At 39.7% G+C, this 24,093-nt stretch carries 21 protein-coding genes; 12 read left to right on the forward strand and 9 right to left on the reverse strand.

The features are described 5' to 3' along the window. Positions 1-139 precede the first annotated feature (139 nt). A complete protein-coding gene (locus tag UMU13_RS09185) occupies positions 140-823 on the forward strand; it encodes a TVP38/TMEM64 family protein (RefSeq protein ID WP_328218599.1) in 684 nt (227 codons plus the stop codon). 277 nt (positions 824-1,100) lie between these two features. Here UMU13_RS09185 and arsM read toward each other — a convergent pair whose 3' ends face one another. Then, positions 1,101-1,862 carry an arsenite methyltransferase gene (gene arsM, locus UMU13_RS09190; RefSeq protein ID WP_328218600.1) on the reverse strand — a complete coding sequence of 254 codons (762 nt, stop codon included), beginning with the start codon at positions 1,860-1,862 and terminating at the stop codon, positions 1,101-1,103. Beyond that, on the reverse strand, positions 1,847-2,197 hold the full coding sequence (locus tag UMU13_RS09195; RefSeq protein WP_328218601.1) for an ArsR/SmtB family transcription factor: 351 nt from the start codon (positions 2,195-2,197) through the stop codon (positions 1,847-1,849). Before UMU13_RS09195 ends, arsM begins: the two co-directional genes overlap by 16 nt. 198 nt (positions 2,198-2,395) lie before the next feature. Between UMU13_RS09195 and cfa the strand changes: the two genes are divergently transcribed. The 4 genes from cfa to selD all read left to right on the forward strand — a co-directional run bounded on the left by cfa (position 2,396) and on the right by selD (position 6,674). Next, positions 2,396-3,511 (forward strand): cyclopropane fatty acyl phospholipid synthase, encoded by a 1,116-nt coding sequence (cfa, locus tag UMU13_RS09200; RefSeq protein WP_328218602.1) that lies wholly within the window; start codon positions 2,396-2,398, stop codon positions 3,509-3,511. Positions 3,512-3,659: 148 nt separating this feature from the next. Next, on the forward strand, positions 3,660-4,967 hold the full coding sequence (locus UMU13_RS09205) for an aminotransferase class I/II-fold pyridoxal phosphate-dependent enzyme (RefSeq protein ID WP_328218603.1): 1,308 nt from the start codon (positions 3,660-3,662) through the stop codon (positions 4,965-4,967). Between the two features lie 92 nt (positions 4,968-5,059). Then, positions 5,060-5,644, forward strand: a complete 585-nt coding sequence (gene yedF, locus UMU13_RS09210) for a sulfurtransferase-like selenium metabolism protein YedF (RefSeq protein ID WP_328218604.1) — start codon at positions 5,060-5,062, stop codon at positions 5,642-5,644. 1 nt (position 5,645) lies between these two features. Beyond that, positions 5,646-6,674, forward strand: a complete 1,029-nt coding sequence (gene selD, locus UMU13_RS09215) for a selenide, water dikinase SelD (protein WP_328218606.1) — start codon at positions 5,646-5,648, stop codon at positions 6,672-6,674. 239 nt (positions 6,675-6,913) lie between these two features. On the opposite strand, the gene xerA is transcribed toward selD, so the two are convergent. Genes xerA through selA form a run of 7 tightly spaced genes read right to left on the reverse strand, consistent with a single transcriptional unit; the run spans position 6,914 to position 16,333 of the window. Further along, on the reverse strand, positions 6,914-7,810 hold the full coding sequence (xerA, locus tag UMU13_RS09220) for a site-specific tyrosine recombinase/integron integrase (RefSeq protein ID WP_328218608.1): 897 nt from the start codon (positions 7,808-7,810) through the stop codon (positions 6,914-6,916). Continuing rightward, on the reverse strand, positions 7,785-9,119 hold the full coding sequence (trmFO, locus tag UMU13_RS09225) for a methylenetetrahydrofolate--tRNA-(uracil(54)-C(5))-methyltransferase (FADH(2)-oxidizing) TrmFO (protein WP_328218609.1): 1,335 nt from the start codon (positions 9,117-9,119) through the stop codon (positions 7,785-7,787). Before trmFO ends, xerA begins: the two co-directional genes overlap by 26 nt. Then, a complete protein-coding gene (gene topA, locus UMU13_RS09230) occupies positions 9,119-11,545 on the reverse strand; it encodes a type I DNA topoisomerase (protein WP_328218610.1) in 2,427 nt (808 codons plus the stop codon). Before topA ends, trmFO begins: the two co-directional genes overlap by 1 nt. Before the next feature lie 51 nt (positions 11,546-11,596). Beyond that, on the reverse strand, positions 11,597-12,022 hold the full coding sequence (locus tag UMU13_RS09235) for a DUF494 family protein (RefSeq protein ID WP_013887115.1): 426 nt from the start codon (positions 12,020-12,022) through the stop codon (positions 11,597-11,599). Further along, positions 12,023-13,135: a DNA-processing protein DprA gene (dprA, locus tag UMU13_RS09240; protein WP_328218611.1), complete on the reverse strand. Its 1,113-nt coding sequence runs from the start codon at positions 13,133-13,135 to the stop codon at positions 12,023-12,025. Continuing rightward, positions 13,116-14,981, reverse strand: a complete 1,866-nt coding sequence (gene selB, locus UMU13_RS09245; RefSeq protein WP_328218612.1) for a selenocysteine-specific translation elongation factor — start codon at positions 14,979-14,981, stop codon at positions 13,116-13,118. Before selB ends, dprA begins: the two co-directional genes overlap by 20 nt. After that, positions 14,957-16,333 (reverse strand): L-seryl-tRNA(Sec) selenium transferase, encoded by a 1,377-nt coding sequence (gene selA / locus UMU13_RS09250; protein ID WP_328218613.1) that lies wholly within the window; start codon positions 16,331-16,333, stop codon positions 14,957-14,959. Before selA ends, selB begins: the two co-directional genes overlap by 25 nt. 454 nt (positions 16,334-16,787) lie before the next feature. On the opposite strand from selA, the gene UMU13_RS09255 reads away from it, so the two are divergent. The 7 genes from UMU13_RS09255 to UMU13_RS09285 all read left to right on the forward strand — a co-directional run bounded on the left by UMU13_RS09255 (position 16,788) and on the right by UMU13_RS09285 (position 23,905). Beyond that, positions 16,788-17,912 (forward strand): M20 metallopeptidase family protein, encoded by a 1,125-nt coding sequence (locus tag UMU13_RS09255; RefSeq protein ID WP_328218614.1) that lies wholly within the window; start codon positions 16,788-16,790, stop codon positions 17,910-17,912. A gap of 223 nt (positions 17,913-18,135) precedes the next feature. Next, complete coding sequence (locus tag UMU13_RS09260; RefSeq protein ID WP_013887111.1) at positions 18,136-19,347, forward strand: argininosuccinate synthase; 1,212 nt, start codon at positions 18,136-18,138, stop codon at positions 19,345-19,347. Positions 19,348-19,379: 32 nt separating this feature from the next. Beyond that, positions 19,380-20,255: a glycine--tRNA ligase subunit alpha gene (gene glyQ, locus UMU13_RS09265; RefSeq protein WP_328218615.1), complete on the forward strand. Its 876-nt coding sequence runs from the start codon at positions 19,380-19,382 to the stop codon at positions 20,253-20,255. Positions 20,256-20,524: 269 nt separating this feature from the next. Continuing rightward, positions 20,525-21,754, forward strand: coding sequence for an ABC transporter substrate-binding protein (locus UMU13_RS09270; protein ID WP_328218616.1), 1,230 nt, complete (start codon positions 20,525-20,527; stop codon positions 21,752-21,754). Beyond that, a complete protein-coding gene (locus UMU13_RS09275; RefSeq protein WP_328218618.1) occupies positions 21,751-22,434 on the forward strand; it encodes a GTP-binding protein in 684 nt (227 codons plus the stop codon). Before UMU13_RS09270 ends, UMU13_RS09275 begins: the two co-directional genes overlap by 4 nt. A gap of 10 nt (positions 22,435-22,444) precedes the next feature. Further along, the gene (locus UMU13_RS09280; RefSeq protein WP_328218619.1) at positions 22,445-23,449 is read left to right on the forward strand and encodes an ABC transporter ATP-binding protein; all 1,005 of its coding nucleotides are present in this window, start codon (positions 22,445-22,447) and stop codon (positions 23,447-23,449) included. A gap of 216 nt (positions 23,450-23,665) precedes the next feature. Then, the gene (locus UMU13_RS09285; protein WP_328218620.1) at positions 23,666-23,905 is read left to right on the forward strand and encodes a hypothetical protein; all 240 of its coding nucleotides are present in this window, start codon (positions 23,666-23,668) and stop codon (positions 23,903-23,905) included. Positions 23,906-24,093 lie beyond the last annotated feature (188 nt).

A 24,093-nucleotide genomic window follows, 5' to 3' on the forward strand; every position in this document is an offset into this window, starting at 1 on the left:
AGAGGTTCTTGGAAGTAGTATGGGTATTATGGGTAGTAGGGGTCAATGTTGAATTCCCACTCAACTACTCAACCAATAAACAAATACACAAATATACCAATATGCCAATATAAGTAAGGAAAAAATGATGAAAATTTTGATGAATAAAAAAACAGTTATAATAATATTGTTTATTGCGGCGATAATCATACTGAGAAACTCTCCTCTGGCGGATTATCTGACTTTCGAAAATATCATTAAAAACAAAAACAGACTGTTACTAATGGTAGAAAACAATTATTTTGCTTCTTCAATATCCTTTATCCTTATTTATTTTTTTGCCATAACATTTTCATTACCGGGTGCAGCTATTCTATCATTAGGCGGCGGGATGCTGTTTAATGTATTTCCGGGTGTATTTTATGTAAACATAGGGGCAACAGCAGGTGCGCTCATGGCTTTTATTGTTGCGAGATATCTGCTGGGTGGCAAAATTCAGGAAAAATATGCAGAAAGTTTAAAGAGATTCAACGTAGAACTTAAAACCAACGGACATTATTATCTGTTGACGCTCAGGTTAATACCCGTTTTCCCTTTTTTTCTGATCAATTTTCTGGCAGGACTTACAAACATAAGAATCTGGACTTTTTTCTGGACTACGTCTTTGGGAATCTTACCCGGTTCTTTGGTCTATACATACGCTGGGCGCAATCTGGGCAGTATTGACAGTCCGGGGGAGATATTCAGTACGAAAGTAATTCTGGCTTTTACAGTGCTGGGATTATTTGCAATTGTACCACCAGTCTTGAAGAAATTATTTGCAAAACAAAAACCGGAACTTTAATTGTATTGGCTATTGGTGTATTGGTTCAGCGGGCATCCAATAAATACTTTTCTACCTTACTACTTCACCATTTCACCAAAAAATAATACGCCAGTTCCAAAAAGCAAGTATATCCTACTAAATTTTATTACTCTTTTGACTACAATGTGGTATTAAAGGTGTAAACTTAGTGCTTAAAACTTAGTACTTAATACTGATAAGTTTGTTACTTTTTTGACTGCAACTTGGTACCATAGCATTTTACGTCACGCTCTCCTTAATTAAAAATTTTAATGTATTATTTTTCGCCTAAAAAAGTTGCGCTGAATACTCCAAAATTTTCATCCTTGTTTAATTCCAGGCGTTCAATTTCCGGGATTTTTGAATTAAGCTTTTTTAACTCAACTATTTCCCCATCACTGAATCCTGCACTTTTTATTATATCCAGATATTCATTTTTACTTATTGCACCGGCAACACATCCCACATACATTTCAACAGAACTTCTTATTTCAACGGGCATTTCCCCTTCGATGACGATATCGGAAATACAGAATTTCCCGCCCGGCTTTAAAATACGGTAGATTTCCTGGAACGCCTTGTTTTTGTCCGGAACAAGGTTGATGACACAATTGCTCATGACAATATCGGCTGTATTTTTATCCACAGGGATATTTTCTATATCACCCAAACGGAATTCAACGTTTTTGTAGCCTAATTTCTTTTTGTTTTCTTCGGCTTTTTTCAGCATCTCTTCCGTCATGTCTATTCCTATACAATACCCCTTTTCTCCAGTAAATCTGCGGGCAATAAAAAGATCGTTTCCTGCACCTGAACCGAGGTCTACAATTAAATCGCCTTGTTGTATATTTATGAAACGTGTGGGGATACCGCATCCTAAACCAAAATCGGCATCTTCCGTGTATCCGGGTTGGGTTGCATAGTCTTCTCCGGATACCATTGGTTCACAGCCGCATCCGCCGGAAGAACAGCAGGAATCCGACTGGCGGGTTATTTCGCCGTATTTGTTTTTAATAAGTTCTTTTAGCTTGTCTGACATTTAATACCTCCATTTTTACATGTATTGTTAAGAGTTATATTCTTCAGGAAAGCGTTTATTTCATTCTCAAACAGTTTAAACGCTTTTTCGTCAATGCAGTAACATACCCTTTGGCCTTCAATATTTCCTTTTATCAGACCGGCGTTTTTTAGTGTGCGAAGATGCTGAGATACTGTAGCCTGGGACAAAGGTAACACATCGACAATCCGGCCGCACATACATTCTCCGGATTCCGCAAGAAATTTAATGATCTGAATTCTCGCCGGATGACCAAGAGCTTTGGCAATGGCGGCCAGTTGTATTTCATCTCCGCTGAATTTATCTTTTTTTATCATACTATTACCTTCACTTATTTATCGTAAAAATACGATAAATGATTTGACTTAAAAAAGCAAGAGAAAATATGTGTTCTTTGGCAGGGCAAATACTGTTATTTTTACAAAGTGTTTTAAGAGCATGTGTTTAGCGGAAAACAAACTTCTGTTGACAATAATTTTATAACATTGATAAAATAAGGAAGTTGCAGGTGGAATATGAAAAACGCTGAAGAATTTGTGTCCTCAATTCTTGAAAAAGCTGATATTACTATCAATGGAGACAAACCTTGGGACATTACTGTTCATAACGAGCAGCTTTTCAAGGATGTCTTGCTTCGCAAGAATCTCGCTCTTGGCGAAGGTTACATGCTTAAATGGTGGGATTGTGAAGCTCCGGATGAATTTATTAACAAAATATTAACCCATAACCTGCATACAGAAATAAAGGAAAATTTCAGAGATTTTCTATATATTTTGCCCTCATTGGTTTTTAACAGACAGTCCTCTTCAAGAGCACGCATAATTGCTGAAAGACATTATGATCTTGGGAACAAACTTTTTGAATCTTTCCTGGATCCTTATATGCAGTATAGCTGCGGATATTTTTACAACAAGGAAGATCTGGAGACTGCGCAAAAAAACAAAATGGATCTTACCTGTAAGAAGCTGCAATTAAATGAAAAAGATACTCTTCTGGATATCGGGTGCGGATGGGGCGGATTTGCCAAATACGCTGCTGAGAACTATGGATGCAAAGTTGTCGGTGTAAATATTTCCGAAAGGCAGATTGAGTATGGAAGAGAGCTTTGCAGGGATTTGCCCGTGGAAATAGTAAATTCCGATTACAGAGAGATTAAAGGAAAATTTGACAAAGTTGTATCTATAGGCATGTTTGAACATGTAGGGCCAAAAAATCACAAAGAGTTTATGGATACTGTAAAAAGATGCATGAAGCCTGATGGTATATTTTTACTGCACACAATTGGATCCAACACGTCATCGGTGAACTGTGATCCGTGGGTGAATAAATATATTTTTCCCAACGGCAGCCTGCCCAGTATAGCACAGATTGCAAGGGCTGCTGAAAATCGCTTCGTTATTGAAGATGTGCACAATTTCGGCCCTCATTATGACAGAACCCTTATGCATTGGCATAATAATTTTCTTAATTCGTGGCGAAAGCTTGAAAACGACTATGACGAAACATTCAAGCGCATGTGGGAGTATTATCTTCTTTCATCTGCAGGCGGCTTCAGGGCAAGACATCTTCAGTTATGGCAGATTGTGTTTACCCATGAGAGGAAAGAACAGCCCTTTTGCAGATTTGTATAATTTAGCTGTTCAGGGCACTAAACCTTTTATTTCTTATTTTCCGTGAGATAACATTCATTAAATTCCCTTCTTTAATTGAAACAGGCAGTTTACATGTGTTAAAATATAATTTATATATATGTGCAGTTAAAAAATCAGGAGGTTTTATATGAACCCGTTAGCTCAAGAACTTAATGAAATGATCGCAGAAGAAAACCCCACTATAGTTGAAATGTTTTCAGATTTGGGAAAAAATATTTTCTTTCCAAAGGGCATTTTGACCCAATCGGCTGAAGCGAAAGAAAAGGCTACAAAATATAATGCTACAATCGGGATTGCTACGGAAAATAACGGCCCTATGTATCTGGACTGTATGTATGAACCTTTAAAGGATTTTAAACCTGCAGATATTTTTCCCTATGCCCCTGCAACAGGCAAGCCGGAGCTCAGGAAAGAGTGGAAAAAGAAGATGTTTAAGGAAAACCCCAGAATGGAGGGCGTATACACAAGTAACCCCGTTGTTACCAATGCACTCACCCACGGACTAAGCATTGTTGCTGATCTGTTTGTTGATAAAGGGGATTCAGTTGTGCTGCCTGACAAATTCTGGGGAAATTACAGGTTGACCTATACCGTTCGCAGAGGGGCGGAAATAAGCACTTATAGCACATTTACTCCTGAAGGATCCTTTAATGTTGATGCCATGCTTAAAAAGGTGGAAGAATGCGGTAAGATTAACGGTAAAGCTGTTGTGCTCCTGAATTTTCCCAATAATCCGGCAGGCTATATGCCTACAGTAAAGGAAGGTGAGCAGATTGCTGACGGATTGGTTAAGATTGCGGAAAGCGGTGTTAAAATAGTTGCAGTGACTGATGATGCATATTTCGGTCTTTTTTATGAAGATACCTTAAAAGAGTCTCTTTTCGGATATCTTGCGGGAAGAAGCCAAAATCTCCTGCCTATCAAACTGGATGGTGCCACAAAAGAAGAGTATGTCTGGGGGTTCAGAGTAGGTTTTATAACTTTCGGCAGCACTTCCGGGGAAGATATGCCGAAGACTTTTACAGCTCTTGAAAAGAAGGTCGGGGGCATAATACGTGCGACAATCTCCAATTGTCCTCATCCTTCGCAGACATTTGTTTTACGGGCATTATCCCATCCTGATTTTTATAAGGACAAGCAGAAAAAGTATGATGTAATGCAGAAAAGAGCATTGAAAGTAAAGGAGGTTCTGGACAGCGGTAAATATGACGATGAATTTGTATATTATCCTTTTAATTCCGGATATTTTATGTGTCTGGAATTAAAAAATGTAGACGCTGAAAAACTTCGTATCCATTTGTTGGATAAATACGGCGTGGGAACAATATCAGTCAACAAAACTGATCTGAGAATTGCTTTTTCGTGCCTTGAGGTTGATGAAATTGAAGAACTCTTTGAGTTTATATACAAAGGCTGTAAAGATCTTAATAAGTAAATTTGAAAAATTATTAAAACCGTCTGCGTCAAGCGGGCGGTTTCTTTTTGGCGTTAATCATAAAACTGTATTAAGAAATACCAGGGGTTATCATGAATGTTGATGCCAGAGGCAAAGAATGTCCAAAACCGGTGATAATGACTAAGAAAGCTCTGGATTCTCTTGAAGAAGGGATTGTTACAATACTGCTGGATTCTGAGATATCCAGGGATAATGTTTTAAAATTTGCACAGAGCCAGGGATTTTCGGCTGATGTAAGTGAAAAAAACGGTGAATTTACGATTGAAATTGCAAAAGGATTTACATGTTCCATTCCTGCAGCAAATCAGTCCGGAAAGACTGATAGTACAAAAGTTGTTTTATATGTAGGCAGCGAGTCTATCGGAAGCGGCGACTGCGATCTTGGCAAGAAACTGATGGATAATTTTATTAAAAATATAGAAAATATGGATTATCTGCCTAAAACAATTATTTTCGTTAACAGCGGTGTTTTTTTAACCACCACAAATGACGAAACAATAAAAGCGTTGCAACAGCTAAAGGGGGTAAACATTTTAAGCTGCGGTACATGCCTGGAATATTTTAACCTGGAGGATGATTTGCAGGTCGGAGAAGTTACCGATGCTTATACGGTAATGAAGAAGCTGTTCGATGCGGATAAGGTGATAAGGTTGTAAGATGATTAAATTGACACATCTGGCAAAAGCTGCAGGCTGAGCGGCTAAAATAGGTCCGGAGGACCTGCAGAAGACACTCGAAGGCTTGAAGGTTTATAAAGACGATAACCTGCTGGTTGGATTTGAAACCAGCGATGATGCCGGTGTGTATAAAATTGCTGAAAACAAATACCTGGTGCAAAGTATTGATGTTATTACACCTGTGGTTGATGAGCCCTATAACTTCGGCAGAATAGCGGCGGTTAACTCGTTGAGTGATCTTTATGCAATGGGGGGGAAACCTCTGACGGCTATGACGCTGTTAATGTACAACTGTGATATTGCCGGCAGCATAATGCATGAGATTATGCAGGGAGCCTGCGATGAGCTTGGGAAAATCGGCTGTGTACTTGTCGGCGGGCATACTCTTGAAGACAACGAGGTGAAATTCGGCCTTTCTGTTACAGGTATGATTGATGACGGGAAGATATTGAAAAATAACACTCTTAAACCCGGGGATGCGCTGGTATACACGAAGCCTTTGGGAATCGGTATTATAACAACAGCAATTAAAGGGGAAATGGCTGAGGAAGATGAAATATCAGATGTAACCGAGCTTATGCTTTTATCAAACCAAAAAGCATCTGAGATTATCAAAAATTATCCGGTGTCTGCATGCACCGATATAACGGGTTACGGTCTGGCCGGACATGCTTTGGAAATGTCTAAATTTTCGGGTTGCAGCATAAATTTCTTTACTGAAAAAATCCCTGTAATTGAGGGTGCTCTGAATTACGCCGAAATGGGAATAATCCCTGCAGGTGCCTATCATAACAGACAGTTTGTTGCCCACCATTATTCTTTCAGTGAAAATCATAGAAATAAAGAAATGCTTATGTTTGATCCTCAGACTTCGGGTGGTCTGCTTATCGGGGTAAATAGGAAGTACGCGGATGAGCTGGTTAATGAATTAAAAAGAAGCGGTTATAAAGACAGCTGTATAATCGGTGAAGCTGCGGATCTGTCTGATCATTATATTGTATTTGAATAGGATGTTGGTATTAAGTGCTAAGTGCTAAGTGTTAAGTGTTAAGTGTTAAGTGTTAAGTTCTGAGTGCTGAGTTTTTAGTACTTTCACCAATTTTGATTATTTCACCCTGTACAAATTTTTTTATATTTAACAGGTCAAGCAGGGCAGGCCTTACACAAGGAATAATCATTAATAACAATAAATAACTATTTCACTTTCACTAACCTTGAACCAGTCATCCATGACGCATCACGGTACCTTTATTTTGATTTCGGATGTGTTTTGTCGTAAATCTTTAACAGCTCAGAGAGATTCAGATGGGTATATTTTTGGGTTGTTGAGAGGCTGCTGTGACCGAGCAGTTCCTGAATTGTTCTTAAATCTGCTCCGCCTTCAAGCATATGGGTTGCAAAAGAGTGCCTGAAATCATGCGGACTGAAATTTGATGGTAGTCCTGATATTTTCAGATATTTATCCACAATTCTTCTTACACTTCTGTCAGTTAAAGCCATTCCAAATTTGTTTATAAAAAGGCGCGGGGTTTTTACTGTTCTGTTTTTAGGAATTTTATCTTTGTTTTTGCTGTAATCCTTTATCATTTTTAGATGAATATCGGCCAACGGTATTATGCGTTCTTTTTTTCCTTTTCCCATCACTCTCAGTCTTTTACCGCTGAAATCGATATCGGATATCTCTATGCCCACAAGTTCGGAGATTCTTACCCCGGTTGCATATAAAAGCTCCAGAATCAGAGCATCCCTTAAACCGGCGGCGGATTCTTTATCAGGTGCCTCCAGAAGATTGAAAAGGTCGTCGATATTAAAAATGTTAAAGGATTTCTGCTCCTTTTTTGGGAATTTTAGCGGTTTGGCTGTGTTATCTTCAATGATTTTTCTCATAGTGAGGAACTTGTAAAATGATTTTATTGTTGATATTTTTCTCTCCACAGTGGCTTTTGCCAGTTTCCTTTCATAACAACCGGCGATGAAACCTCTGAGCAGAAAAAAGTCGATTTCATTTATTCGGATATTTTCATCCTGCAGATAATCTATAAAATCGTTCAGATCTTTTGAATAGGATTTAATGGTATGTTTACTGCAGTTTTTCTCATTTTGGAGAAAGTATAAAAACTTATCTACTGCTCTGCCGATTCTCATAGTTATCCACCCAGTATCTTTGAAGATCCTTCAGTGACCTCTCGCTCAGCTTCTCTTTTTTTAATTTCTTCTTTTTGATTTTTTCTTCAAGCCGGGGAAGCAGACCGAAATGAAAGTTCGAAGGGGCGTATTTGTTTTTATACTCCTGAACATAACGCTGCAGGGCTGAAAGTGCAGTGGTTTCAGGAAAGTTTAGCTGTTTGTCCAAAAGCAGCCTGAATATCAGATCGTATGCAGCGGTTAAGCCGCTTGCTATCGATTCAATGTAACCTTCCACACCTGTTATCTGTCCTGCGAAATAGATGTATCGTTCTCTCATCCTGTAATTATTTGCAAGATAAAGGGGTGAGTTAATATATGTATTCCTGTGGATGGAGCCGTATCTGAGAAATTCAGCATTTCTTAAAGCAGGTATTATTCTGAAAACACGTTTCTGCTCGGGAATTTTCATCTTTGTCTGACATCCTACAAGATTATATGCTGTACCTTCTTTATTTTCCTTTCTAAGCTGAAGAACAGCATAGTATTTATCGCCGGTATCCGGGTGGTCGAGACCTACAGGCTTTAACGGGCCGAAAGTGAGTGTTTTTTCGCCCCTTTCAGCCATTTCTTCAAGAGGCATACAGGCTTCAAATACGGAAGCTTCCTCAAAATCTTTTAACGGCACTTTCTCCGCATCCAAAAGCTCGTTATAAAAAAGTTCAAAAGTTTCTTTGTCTAAGGGGCAGTTTAAATAGTCTGCCTCACCCTTGTCATAACGGCTTTTAAAGAAGCAGTGGTTATAATCGATTGAATCGGCACTTATAACAGGGGCAATTGCATCGTAAAAAAATAATTCCTCTGATACCAGTTTTTTCATTAGAGTCTGGGCAAATGAGTCGGAAGTCAGCGGGCCTGTGGCGATTATTAAAGGCCTGTCTGCAGGAATATCTTTTATTTCTTCATTTATTATCTCAATGTTTTCATGCTGCTTTATAATTTCTGTGAGTTGTCTGGCAAGTGCCTGTCTGTCAACGGCAAGAGAATTTCCGGCGGGAACTCTTGTTTCTTGAGCAGTTTTAATAATAATACTGCCCAGTTTATCAAGCTCTGCTTTCAAAAGGCCGCTGCCGGTGGAAAGTGATTCTGATTTGAGAGAGTTTGAGCAAACAAGCTCTCCCAGGAAACCAGTGGAGTGGGCGGGAGTCATTTTATCGGGGCGCATTTCATAAAGCTTTACATTAAACCCGTGTTCAGCCAGCTGATACGCGGCTTCCGTGCCGGCCAGGCCGCCGCCGATAATGGTTATTGTCTTGACATTGTTTCTCATTATTCGGTGTTTGACTTGGCTTTTTTCTGTTTTACAGTAACCAGTCCGTCTTCATTTGTAACGGCAGCTTTGGTGTTCTTGCAGTCGGGGTAGTTGGGGCATGCGAAAAAAGAACCTCTTCTGCTTCGTTTTAAAACCATTTCCGCATCACACTTTTCGCATTTAACCGTATCGATTTTAAGTATCTGAGGTTTTAAATTACCATCTTCATCCACTTTGATATTTGCAGTATAGTTGCAATCAGGGTATGAACTACAGGCTGCAAATATACCGTTTTTGCCGCTTTTTACAACCAGTTCGGATTCACATTTGGGACATTTGTCCTCTAATTTCTCGCCGGGCTCTATTACTTTCAGAGTCCCATCATTTAAACGAAGGAAACTTTTTATATTTTTGCAATCAGGATAAGCCGAACATGCCAGTATTTCGCCGTATCTGCTTTGCTTGATGACAAGTTCGCTTCCGCATTTTTCACACTTCAATCCTGTGGATTTGCCGTTTTTTTCATCGGTCAGTTTGATTTTACCGTTTTCATCCCTTTCAAAATTACATGAAAATCTGCAGTCAGGATAGCCGGAACAGGCAATAAATGAGCCGTTTTTACCGTATTTTATAATTAACTTTTTGTCGCATTTCGGACACTTTTCGTCGATTGTGAGATCTGCATCAAATTTATCTTCGGCCTTATCGAGTTCTTTTCTGAAATCTTTATAAAATTCATTCAGCAGTTCCACCCATTCCTTGCTTCCGGATTCCACCTGATCCAGTTCTTTTTCCATTTCCGCCGTAAATTCCGCATTGAAAAGATTTGTGAAATTTGAAATCAACAGCTTGTTGACAATTCTTCCCAATTCAGTGGGTCTGAATTTCTTTTCCTCAAGGAGAACATAGTTTCTTTCGATAATCGTGGAAATTATCGATGCATATGTACTGGGGCGGCCTATACCTTTTTGTTCTAAAGTTTTTACAAGCCGTGCTTCGGAATATCTCGGAGGAGGGGACGTGAAGTGCTGTTTTTCCTCATAGTTTTTTACTTCCAGTTTTTCATCCTTTGTAACATCATATATAATAGAATCTTCGTTATTCTCACCGTTTTCTTTGGATTCAACATACAGCTTCATAAAACCTGGGAATTTAAGTATTTTCCCTTTTGTGATAAATTCGTAATCGCCAACGGTAATGGTAATGGTGCTCTGATCAAATAGCGCCGGCGCCATCTGGCTTGCCACAAAACGATCCCATATAAGCTTATAAAGCTTGTACTGATCATTGGTGAGAAAATTCTTAATATTATCAGGTGATTTGTCAACATTCGTCGGGCGGATTGCCTCATGAGCGTCCTGTGTACCCGCTTTCTTTTTTTGTGATTTTGCAGAGCGCCCCTTGCCGAGAAATTTTTCACCGAAGTGTTTTGTGATAAAAGTTTTAGCCTGCTTTACAGATTCCGAAGATACCCTTGTGGAATCTGTTCTCATATAAGTGATCAGGCCCACAGGCCCTTCATTGCCCAGAGAAATACCTTCATAAAGCTGCTGGGCAAGCATCATGGTTTTCTTAGCTGTAAATCCCAGTTTTCTGTTGGCATCCTGTTGTAATGTGGATGTTATGAAAGGAGCAGCGGGGGACTGTCTGAGTTCCTTTTTTGCGACATCAGTCACTTTCGCTTCTTTGTTTTCTAAGTCACTGAGAATTTCCCTTACTTTTTTTTCATCAGGTATTTCGATTTTCTTTCCGTTTTTCTTTTCCAGCCGTGCTTTTACAGCTTCCCCTTTTGACTCCGGTGCGCCTGCGGATTTTTCAAAATATCCGTCCAATGTCCAGTATTCCTTTGGTACAAACTTTTCAATCTCCTCTTCACGCTCGCATATCAGTCTCAAGGCAACGGACTGGACTCTTCCCGCAGACAGACCGTATTTTAAAGGTTTCCATAGAAGAGGGCTGACCTTGTAGCCGACAAGCCTGTCAAGAATTCTTCTGGACTGCTGGGCATTCACCCTGTTCATATTAATTCTGCCGGGCTCTTTTATGCCTTCGTTTACTCCCTGTTTTGTAATTTCGTTAAACTGGACACGGTATGTATTATCCGCTTTTGTTTTCAATGCGGTAGCAATATGCCAGGCTATAGCTTCACCTTCTCTGTCCGGGTCAGTTGCAAGATAGATTTTATCCGCCTCTTTGGCTGCAGATTTCAGTGCATCTATTATTTTTTTCTTGCCTTTTATTGTTTTGTATTTTGGTGTGAAGTTATCTTCGATCTCAACTCCCAACTCATTTTTGGGCAGATCCCTTACATGTCCGACACTTGCCATTACCGTGAAATCCCTGCCAAGATACCGCTCAATTGTTCTAGCTTTGGCGGGAGATTCAACAATAACAAGATTTTTTCCCTTTTTTTGTGGGGATTGATTTGATTTTACATTTGACATAGAAGCTGCACCCCGTCCTCTAAAATAATGTGAATCAGGCTGGATTTCCTGTTACTGTATATAATAATCTTCTTCGTCTCTTTCGTAGTCGTTCTTAAATATGTAGGATTTTTTTTCAAGCAGAGTGTAAAGAGCTATCTGTTTTATCTGCTCCACGTCGATTTTCTGATCTGAGGATTCCAGTGATTTGTCGATGATTTCATCAAGTGTAATAAAATCCAGAATTCCCGCCATATTGAGTTTCTGAAGATACTGGAGAGCTTTTTCCGTAATTTTGTTTTTCTCAGGTACAGTGAAAATACGCATAGCTTTCGGGGAGTCGTAAACACCGAAATTCAATATGGAAAGAGTCTGTCTTATTTCATAATCATCAAAACCTGTATTCTGAAGATAGTCGGTAATATCCTTTTCACTCACTATTTCGTCTGTATCTATGTAATCTATTATAAGATTTAAGGCTATAACAATTTTATCCATTTAAATCCTCCTGACTGAGTATTTGCCGTCCATATCGTACTGAACCATACCTTTTAATTCCATCCCTGATAAAGTAGTGATTACCGTGGGAGCATTTTTACCGGAATGCATGCAGATTTCGTCTATTGAAAGCGGTTCAGTTTTTAAAATATTATAAATTTCCTTTTCTTCGCCCGAGTCAAAATTAATATTATAGTCATCATCTTTATTGTCAACCATTTTTGGAAAATTTAGGAATCTTGTAAACTCCTCCACAACATCCATATAATTTTCCGTTAATTTTGCTCCGTTTTTCAGGAGTTTGTTTGTGGCGCTGTTGTGATTTTTCGGCCATGCCGGTACGGCAAATACCTCTCTGTTATTTTCAACAGCATAGCGTGCAGTAATAAGTGAGCCGCTTTTTTCCGAAGCTTCCACTACAATTACTCCCAGTGACAAACCGCTTATGATTCTGTTTCTTTTTGGGAAATTGATTGCCAGAGGCTCCTCTTCAAGAGGAAACTCGGAGATTATGCAGCCGTTTTTCAGAATATCTTTCATATACTTTTTGTTGTAGCCGGGATAAACCTTTAACAGACCGTTGCCAAAAACGGCTGTTGTGTGCCCTTTGCTAATTGCACCGAGATGGGCATTGATATCTATACCGGCAGCAAAACCGCTTACGACATTAAATCCGATTTCCGCAAGTTCAACTGATAGTTCAAATGCGAATTCTTTAGCGCTTTTACTGCATTTCCTTGCCCCTACAACTGCAATGGACGGATTCTCCAGTACACTGATATCTCCGTATGTATACAGATAAGCAGGAGGAGAATTTATTTCCTTTAACAAAGCCGGATAAAGATCATCTTCCCGGAGAATCATTCTTATTTTATATTTTCTGATTTTTTCCAGTTCATTTTTGAGAAATGTTTTCTCTACAGAGTAGTTCTTAATTGAGCCGATTTGACTGCTGCTGAAACCGGCATTGCTTAATGTTTCTGAGTCCATATTGAAAACACCATCAAGGCTGCCCGTTTTCCTGACAAGAGAATTTATTGAATTATCTGAGATACCTTTGATACTTTTTAAAGCGAGGTACTGCTCTATCAAATCAAAATTCTGCAGTTTCATCCCCCTTTAAATACCGTTTGTTATCTTTATTAGTAAATAAACCCGTTTTGTCAAGCTGTTCGATTAAAGGGATAAGGATTTTCCGCGGTGCCTCAATGATTGTTTTTGCTTTCTTCAGATCGATGTACTGCTCTTTCTTTGCGGTTTTTACAGCAAGCTGAATAAAATCATCAAAAATATCCGTTCTGATGAAATTTTTTTCATCCAGCTTTTTGACTTTTCCTTTGTTAGCCAGTATGGTGAGTGCATTTGCCGCCGCTTTTTCGGGAATATTTAAGAAGCTTGATAAATTTGCGGCATTGCTGAGGGATACGTCCTGAGACATTTTTTCATAGATTTCATCAGCAAGTTTTTCGTGTTCCGACTTTCTCTTTTTAAAAATTTTTTCGTTTTCGTATGTATAACCGTTTTTTTCAGCCAGGCGTATGAGATTTTCCCTGAATATCTTCCAGATATTTTCACTGTTTTTAAAATATTTGTGATAGCCGCTCAGCGATACTGTTTTGCCGGAATATATCTCCTCTTTTGCCATATCTGTTATTTTTGAAAAGTATTTTCCGGGTGTCACTGTTCTGCCGGCTGAAATAAAATATTTTTTTATAAGATGTTTTATCTCGTCGCTTTTTTTATCCGTAAACTGTATCAGAGTCGGGATATCGAATGTCCCTTCAATGTTGGTTTCCAGTACTTTGAAAGCTTCTTCAGTTTTCCCGTTTTCCATACAGCTGAGGAAAGTGACCAGGTTATTTTTAGCCAGACCGAAATTGGTTATGGACAAAACCCTTCCGCCTGCAACGGTAATCTGAGGGCTTAGACTCCGTAGAAAGAATGCTTCACCGAATAGAGGAGTATAAGGTTTATCAGGGACAATTTTACATAGTGCACTTTCGCCGGCATTTAATGATTTTTTTCCCAGCAGTATAATTTTGGCTTCTCCCGCATAGGTGCCTATAAGAAATCTGTATGATTTATTATGTTTTATAACATCTCTTTTTGATATACTGCTGAATGTCTTTAGCCTCGCATAAAAAGATGCCGCAGGTGAAAACACTTTCGGAGCCGCCGCTATATCTCCCCGGTGAACGTTGCCCTTATCCACTCCTGTAACGTTTAATGCCGCTCTGTCTCCTGCAGAAGCTGAAAGGGAATTTTTTGAATGTACCTGTATGTTTTTCACTTTTGTTTGAATCCCGGCAGGGAGTATTTCTATATCATCACCCGTTTTTATCCGACCGGTTATGCAGCTGCCCGTTACAACAGTACCGGCGCCTTTTACAGAAAAGCTTCTGTCTATTCTCATAAGAAAATCATGGGATGTATATTTGCTGCTTATCAACCCGGAGCACTCATACAGTGTTTTTTTCAGATTATCGATGGAGTGCTGATCGTATATACTTACTGTTAGAAACCTTTTATAAGGGTAGGTAAATCGGTTAAAAAACTCCCTTGCTTCAGACAACCGTCTGTTTAGCAGGGCTTCACTCACTTTATCGGCTTTTGTCAGCACGACTATCAGTGTTTCAATATTTAAGACAGAAAGGATATCAGCATGTTCAATGGTTTGAGGTTTTATACCTTCAGTTGCATCCACGGCAAATAAAATAATATCTATGCCGGTGGCGCCTGCTATCATGTTTCTGATGAGTTTTTCATGACCGGGAACGTCCACAAAAGAGATTGTTGTTTTATCAATTTCAAGAGCTGCAAATCCGAGATCCAGCGTAATGCCTCTTTCCTGTTCTTCTTTGAACCTGTCCGGATGAACTCCCGTTAACCGTTCAACCAGGGCTGATTTGCCGTGGTCTATATGTCCCGCTGTTCCTACAATGACATTTTGACGGCCCAATCTATTCCTCCGGCTATATCCTCATATTCCTCTTTAGAAATTGTACGCAGATCTAATATGATCTTCTTATCGGCCGTTCGGCAGATAACGGGCGGGGAGAATTCCCTCAGATGTTTTTCAATTTCAGCTTCGCTTATGCTGCCTGTATTCAGCTGTACGGCATAGGAGTTTATTTCCTGCATCGGACAGCTGCCACCGCCGGTGAATGAAGTGACCTGGACTACTTCCAGTCTCAAATCAGGGTTCAGATTGTTAATAATCCGTGCCAGATCATCGCCCCTTGATTTTAAAGAATCCAGACTTTCATTAAACATTTTTAGTGTTCTGATTTTTTCGTAATCCTCATTTATATATTCCTTTAAAGTATTTTGAAGGAGTGAAAGTGTAATTTTATCCACCCGCAGCATACGCATCAGCTGATTTCCTTTTAATTTGTCAATCAGATGTTTTTTGCCTGCGATGATACCTGCCTGAACGCCGCCTAAGAGCTTATCACCGCTGAAACTTACCAAATCGAAACCTTTATCGATAACATCTTTCACCGGAGGCTCATCGCAGAATTTGAGACCGAAATCGGATATCAAACCGCTTCCCAAATCATAATAACTTATCAGATCATTTTTATCAGCCAGTTGACAGATTTGTTCACACGGGGGTTCTTCTGTAAATCCTTTTATTACATAATTACTTTTGTGTACTTTCATAATAACCGATGTTTCGGGACTGACCGCATTTTCGTAATCGGTAATTTTTGTTTTGTTTGTAGTGCCTACTTCCTGCAGTTTTGCTCCGCTCTTTCTCATCACTTCGGGTATTCTGAAGCTGCCGCCTATTTCTACAAGCTCTCCCCTGGAGACGATGCATTCACGGTTTTCGGCAAATGTATTCAGTATGAGGAAAACAGCAGCTGCATTATTGTTCAGTATAAGAGCATCTTCTGCCCCGGTAAGATATTTTAAATATTCAGAGAGGTGGTGATATCTGTCCCCCCTGCTTCCTGCATCAATATCATACTCAAGATTGGAGTATCCGCATACAGTCTCCATGCTTTTTTTAAATAAATCGCCGGATAGAGGAGAGCGACCGAGATTTGTATGTATTACAATGCCTGTGGCATTTATCACATTTTTTATAGAGCCCTGCATAAAGTTTTCACAGGATGACATTATATTATTTATCACCTTGTCCTTGTGGATAATATCGATTTTTCCCTCTGAAATTTTTTCCCGGAGATTTGAAAGGACTTTGTCAGCACAGTATTTAACGACACTTCTGTTATAGTTATGGCTGCTGAGCTGTTCCATGATTTCGTGCATCTGGGGAATTTGACTGTAAAGTTCCTGTTTAGACAAAAGATTCCTCCTGTGATGTCTCAATATAAAATTATCATACAAATCCGGAATTTACAACATAAGAGCCACGAACTCAAAGTTCAATGTTCAGGGTTCAACGTTCAAAGTTACTTAGACCTCTACTTCACTACCTCACCATTTCACTATCTCACTATCTCACTCTCTCACGATTCATAGTGTTTCAACTTGATAAATTTTATTTGTGGTGCTAAAAGTCGTTTTGTAATACAGTTATTAGAAAGACCTTTGAATAACTAAAAAAAGTCATCCCGAACTTGTTTCGGGATCTATTACTATCAACAATTTACGAGACCCTGAACCAAGTGATTACCTGCGGTAAATTTTCAGCCCAGGGCTGATGCTACAGGGTGACAGCAAAATAATTGTGCAAAGCTCTTATGGCAAACGTGCATTTTTGGTGACAGATTTTATTATTAAAAAATTGAGGAAAATTATGGACTATAATTTTTTGGTAGAATATGAAACAGAAATAATGAAAGTACTGCACGATTTGGAAAAAATGCCTGAGCCTTCGTTTAAAGAATACAAGACGACTGAGTATATTGTAAATTACCTTACCAAAAGCGGTGTAAATGATATAAAGGTGACTGAGCCGGGGTGTTTCTTTCACATGGATTTTGGAAGCAGTAAAACCGTTGCGTTAAGAGCGGATATAGATGCTCTGCCTTTGGATTCCAGCGGGGAAAAGTATAAGCATATATGCGGTCACCATCTGCATACAGCTGCACTGCTTTCCCTTGTAAAGATTCTCTTTGACAGAGGAATAAAGCCGAAAGTTAATTTGAGAATCATTTTTCAGCCGGCTGAAGAAAATATTTCAGGGGCAAACTTTATGATAAAGAACGGTGCTATGGAAGGGGTAAATGAAGTTTACGGCATACATGTGGATCCTGAGCTGAATAAAGGAGTCGTAGGTTTAAAAACAGGGAATATGATGGCCGGAGCCAACTTCTTTGATGTGACAATAAAAGGAGATTCCACTCATGCAGCTTATCCTCATAAAGGCAGTGACGTTGTAGTGGCAGCCTCGGATTTTGTCTGCAGGCTGCAGAATATCGTTTCCAGAAAAATTGATCCCACTCTGAATGCGCTTGTGTCAGTTGGAAAAATGCAGGCAGGGGATATAGCAAATGTTCTGCCGGAAAAGGCTACTCTTTCAGGAACTTTTCGTTTTTTTGACGATGAAGCAGCAGCTGTTATCAACGATAATTTAAGAGTGCTTGCTGAATCCATTTCTCTTTTTCACAACGTTTTTACATATGTTGATATCCATGAAGGTATTTCACCGGTACACAATGATAAGTCTTTGTCAAAAGAGATCGGAGGCAGGCTTAACCGTGTTCTGGAAAAACTGGAAATTATGGATGATGACAGACTCTCCCTCACGGGTGAGGATTTTGCATGTTATCAACAGATAACTCCCGGAATATTTTTCAAACTGGGTACCAGAACCAATCAGAATAATGCCCCGTTGCATAACAGGGGTTTTTCCCTTTCGGATAAGTCGGCTGGCGATGCTGTTTATTTCTGGCTCAACCTTGTAGACATCCTCGAATAGCCGGGCTGGGGTAATTTACTGGTGAGAGAGTGAGATGGTGAGATGGAGATGTAGAGGAACAGAGAAGTTGAGAAGTGGAAAAGTGGACTGCTAAGCGATAAATAACTTTGAACCTTGAACCCATGACCCATTACGCATCACGCATTTGAACTTTGATGTTGAATATTAGCGGTTAATGGAGTATAGGTTTTTTGAATGGTAAATTTGACCCGGAGGTTTTTTGATGAGCAGAGATAAAGTGGTACTTGCATATTCCGGAGGTCTTGATACTTCTGTAATCCTGAAATGGCTTGATCTTAAAGGTTATGATGTTGTGGCATATGTTGCAGATTTAGGACAGAGGGATGATTACGAAGAAATAAAAGAGAAAGCATTTGCTTCCGGCGCTGTTGATTTTCATGTTGTAGATCTGAAAGAAGAGTTTGTAAAGGAATTTGTATACACGTCGGTAAAGTTCAATGCAGTTTATGAAGGCAGATATCTTTTGGGTACATCACTTGCAAGACCTGTTATTACAAAGGGGATGGTTGAAGTAGCCCGTAAAACCGGTGCAAAATATATTTCCCATGGGGCAACAGGTAAAGGGAACGATCAGGTAAGGTTTGAGCTGTCGGCAGCTGCCCTTGCTCCTGAGTTGAAAGCTATTGTTCCGTGGCGTGAGCCGGAGTTTTTTAATAAAATCAAGGGAAGGAAAGAGGCAATGGATTTTGCAGCCGAACATAATATCCCTGTAAAGGCAACTTCCGATCAGCCGTGGAGCTCCGATGAAAATCTTATGCATATAAGTTTTGAGGCCGGTATTCTGGAAGATCCGGCTAAAAAACCGCCGAAGGATATGTTTGAGCTTAGTACAAGTCCTGAAGATGCACCGGATGAAAAGGAAGTTATTGAGATAGAGTTTGAAAAGGGAGAGGCTGTTAAGCTTAACGGCAAAGCTTTAAAGCCGGTTGATATGCTCAGTGAACTGAACAAAATAGGCGGAAGAAACGGTATCGGCAGGATTGATATAGTCGAAAGCAGGTATGTGGGGATGAAATCCAGAGGAGTTTATGAAACACCGGGAGCTGCGATTCTTATGGAAGCACACAGAGATCTTGAAGGGCTGACTTTGAGCGGTGGAGTAATAAATCTGAAAGATACTTTAATGCCCCGTTTTGCTCAATTGGTTTACGCAGGATATTGGTATACAGATGAACTGGATTGTCTCAAAGCCATGGCGGAAAAATCCCAGGAATATGTCAACGGAAAAGTAAAACTTGAACTTTATAAAGGAAATATCGTGCCGGTTTCAAGAGAATCTTCCGATTCGCTGTATGATGAGCTTGTAGTTTCAATGGATGACGATTTGGGAGCTTATAACCAGACGGATGCAACGGGATTTATAAAGCTTCATTCGCTGCCTTTGAAAGCGGAAGCCAAAAGGAAAAAACAGTAAAACCGGATGTTTTAAGTTAACAAGGAGAGTATATGTATTTCCAGGATGTTATTCTCAAGTTGCAGGAATTTTGGGCTAAAAAAGGCTGTATTATTTATCAGCCTTACGATATAGAAGTTGGTGCGGGGACATTTAATCCAGCCACTTTTCTCAGATGTCTCGGGCCCGAACCATGGAATTCAGCTTATGTTGAGCCCAGCAGACGCCCCACAGACGGCAGATATGGTGACAATCCGAACAGGCTGCAGCACTATTATCAGTTTCAGGTTCTTCTCAAACCTTCGCCGGAGGATATACAGGATTTGTATTTGGAGAGTCTCGTTTATCTCGGCATAGACCCGCTGGAGCATGATATAAGGTTTGTGGAGGATGACTGGGAATCACCCACTCTCGGTGCATGGGGATTAGGCTGGGAAGTCTGGCTTGACGGCATGGAGATTACGCAGTTTACTTACTTTCAGCAGGCCGGAGGACTTGATTTAAAACCTGTTTCCGGAGAAATAACTTACGGAATAGAAAGAATTGCCATGTATCTTCAGAAGGTGGACTCTGTTTTTGATTTGGCATGGAACGAGAACCTCACTTACGGTGATGTTTTCCATAGAAATGAAGTGGAATTTTCGAAATATAATTTTGAAGAAGCCGATACGGATATGCTTTTTGAGCTTTTCGAGATGTATGAAAAAGAATGCAGACAGCTTGTGGAAAAGGGTATTGTTCTGCCAGCTTATGATTACTGCTTGAAATGCAGCCATACATTTAACCTGCTGGATGCCAGAAATGCAATTTCCGTAACCGAAAGAACGGGGTATATAGGAAGGGTGAGGCATCTGGCCAAACTTTGTGCCGAAGGTTATGTGGAAAGCAGGGAAAAGCTTGGTTTCCCGTTGTTGAAAAAAGAGAAGTAGTGAAATAGTGAGATAGAAAAGTTGTAATTTGTTAAGTAGTTGAGTGGTGTATTTGTTTAATAATATATTGGTAAATCAACCACCTGAATTGCCTTTAATACCCCTACTACCCCTAACCACTTTCTATAACCTCGTGTTTTATGTCTTACAGCTTTTTTTGCAATTTATCTCCTTTATTTAAAGTTTTTGTCCTGTTTTTGATTCATATCAATTTAATTGTCGAATTTTTCCCTATACTTCCTACAATAAAGAAGATAACGGAGGTTTAAATGAATAAAATAAATGGAAAAATGACAATATTTGAAATTGTGAATCAATATCCCCAAACCCTGGATGTTTTTGTTAATAACGGATTTGCCCAGTTTGAAGATGAAAAAAAACTAAATTCAGCCGGCAAAATTCTGAAACTTGAATCTGCTCTAAAATCCAAGAAGTATGATTTGGAAACATATATAAAGATGCTTGAAGATAAAATAGAAGAAGCCGAAACCAATGTAGATGTGACGCTGAAAGATACCAGAAAAGAAAATGCCGATATAAATATAACGGGTCTTCTCCCTTGTCCTGTGAGGGTTCCTTTAATGGAGAAATTTGATGATTTTCTGGAAAATTATCAGAAAAAATTCAATTTGAAAGTGGATTATAAATTAGAGGCTGCTTCATTGGGTGCTGATTTTCTGAAAAATATTCTGACAGTGGATAGTGCTGATAAATTGCCGGATGTTTTTATCTCGGCTGGTTTTGAGGCCTTTTTCGGCAAGGATTCTGTGGAAAAGTTCAAAAATAATGATGTGTTCAAGGATCTGACGGATTTTGAGTTAAATGAGGATTTTAAAGGATTGGATATTGTAGACAAGCAGGGACATTATTCTGTTATTTCCGTTGTTCCGGCGGTCTTTATGGTTAATCTTCAGGAACTTGGAGACTTGCCTGTTCCTCAGTCGTGGGAAGATATTTTTGACGAAAAGTACAGACAGAAAGTTGCCCTGCCCGTCGGAGATTTTGACCTTTTCAACGGTATTCTGCTCAATATTTATAAAGATTACGGTAAAGAGGGTGTTGAGAAGCTCGGCAAAAGCCTTATGAAATCTATGCACCCATCACAGATGGTAAAAAATGCAGGTAAAAAAATTGAAGAAAAGCCAGTTATTACGATAATGCCGTATTTTTTCACCAAAATGGTGAGAGACTCCCAAACAATGAAGGTTGTCTGGCCTTCCGACGGTGCTATCATTTCACCGATTTTTATGCTGACCAAAAGGGATAAAGAAAAAGAATTAAAACCCATTGCTGATTATCTCGGCAGTCCGGAAGTCGGGGAGATTCTTTCACACAGAGGGTTGTTTCCCTCTCTGAATAATAAGGTTGACAATAATTTGCCCGAAAATGCTCCATTCAAATGGCTTGGATGGGACTATATTTATAACAACGATATCGATGCACTTATTAAAGAAGTAAACACTATTTTTGAGGAGAGTGCTTCGGAGGTGACTGTATGAAATTTCTGACAATTTCGGGCCCCCCTTCATCCGGGAAAACTTCAGTGATTTTAAAGGTTATTGATGCATTCAAACAGCGTGAAATGAATGTCGGGGTTGTTAAGTTCGACTGTCTTTCCACCGATGATGACAAGCTTTATGAAAAAAAGGATATCCCGGTGAGAAAAGGGCTTTCGGGATCATTGTGCCCTGATCACTACTTTGTCAGTAATGTGGAAGCCTGTTTTAAATGGGGTAAAGAGTTAGGTCTTGATATTTTGATCAGTGAAAGTGCCGGTCTGTGTAACAGATGCTCCCCTCATATAAAAGAGGTGACGGCGGTTTGCGTTATAGATAATTTGAGCGGGGTAAATACCCCGAAAAAAATCGGCCCCATGCTAAAATCTGCCGATGTGGTTGTTATTACGAAAGGAGATATAGTATCACAGGCTGAGCGGGAAGTTTTTGCCTCAAGGGTAAAACATGTAAATCCCAAAGCCGTTATTTTAAATGTTAACGGGGTTACCGGACAGGGAGCTTTTGAGCTGTCAAGTTTCCTGTATGACTCTGCAGAGCATGAAACACTCAAAGGCAAAAAACTGAGATTCTCGATGCCTTCGGCGCTGTGTTCTTACTGTCTTGGTGAAACAAGGATAGGGGATGAGTACCAGATGGGCAATGTCAGAAAAATGGACTCGTAAGGGGGAGAGAATGCAAACAGCTGCAGTTTCAAAACTGGAAAATATGAAAATAGAGGAATTGCTCAATATATATCCTTTTGCAAAGGATTTTTTCGATTCTTTCGGTCTGGAAATTTTTGATGAAGACCTTGAGAAATCCTTTTCAAAGTATCTGGAAAGTCTGTCAGAAGATTTCCTGGAAGAGAAGGCTATAGACAGAGATTCTCTTGTCAATTCTCTTGCGGATCTCGTGGAAACGATGGAGGAAGACGATTCTACTGCCGATGTGGAGAGTATAACGATATACGGGGGGAAAGATAAAAACGGCAGAGATGAAAATTTAAATCTGCATATCAGAAAGGGTGAAGTTGTTTGTATAGTAGGCCCGACCGGATCCGGTAAAAGCAGGCTTTTGGCGGATATTGAATGGGTTGCACAAAGGGATACACCCACGGAGAGGCTTGTACACATTAACGGAGAGGAGCCCGATAAAAAGTGGCGGTTTTCCATTGAACATAAGCTGGTGGCTCAATTAAGTCAGAATATGAATTTTGTGATGGATTTGACGGTAGAGGAATTCGTGAAAATGCATGCAGAAAGCAGGCTTGTGGAAAGACCGGATGAGAAGGTTGACGAGGTTTTTAAACTGGCCAATGAACTGGCCGGAGAAAGGTTTGACAGAGAGACTCAGATTACATCGTTAAGCGGAGGCCAGTCAAGAGCACTTATGATTGCCGATACGGCGGTTTTAAGCAAATCACCGATAGTGCTTATCGATGAAATTGAAAATGCAGGTATTGACAGGCGCAAAGCATTAAATCTGCTTGTGAAAAAAGAGAAAATCGTTTTGATGGCCACCCATGATCCTATCCTGGCACTTCTGGGGGATAAAAGACTGGTCATTAAAAACGGAGGTATAAATAAGGTTATAGAGGTGGATGAAGAAGAAAGAGGTTTGCTGCCGAAATTGCAGGAGATTGATGACAAGCTTTTGGAATACAGGAATAAGCTGAGAAACGGAGAAACGTTATCGTAAGGTTTAAGCATTTAGGTTTAAAAATTAATTCAAGTTTCGCACTTAATTCGGTCATTGCGAAACCCTGTGAAAACAGGGTTGTGGCAATCTCAAAATCTGAAAAGCATCGAGATTGCTTCGTCGCATTCGCTCCTCGCAAAGACTTGCAGAAGGTGCAAGTGCGAAACTTGAAAATTAAATTTAGGGAAAAAATATAAATTAAATCTGGAGGTTGTTATGCACGAAGGCTGCAGCGGAAGCTTTGAAAACGGTAAAGAAGTGGTGAATAAAATCAGAATGATGGGGTTTAACATGCAGTATGTTCCAATGCCATTTGATTATAAATGCACATGTGGAGAGGAATTTATGTATGAAACGTTTGAGATGAACTGTCCGGCATGCGGAATGACATACGGAGTGACTCCCTGCCACGCCTTTGACCCGGCCAACGTTATGGCGGCTGGAAGGGGATACTAAACAGATACGCAGAAATTGTTGGCATATAGATGGAGATCCCTCGGCTTCGCTCGGGATGACAAATAACTGTCATCGTATATTAAGAAAGTAGGAAAAATTGTTTAACAGGCTATTAAAAAGTTGTATAAGGTTCCAGAGCACTGAAGGTGATAAAGGACATAATTGTCATTGGTTCAACGAAACCGTTC

The sequence above is a fragment of the Flexistipes sp. genome (assembly GCF_036172515.1).
Classification (GTDB): Bacteria; Chrysiogenota; Deferribacteres; order Deferribacterales; family Flexistipitaceae; genus Flexistipes.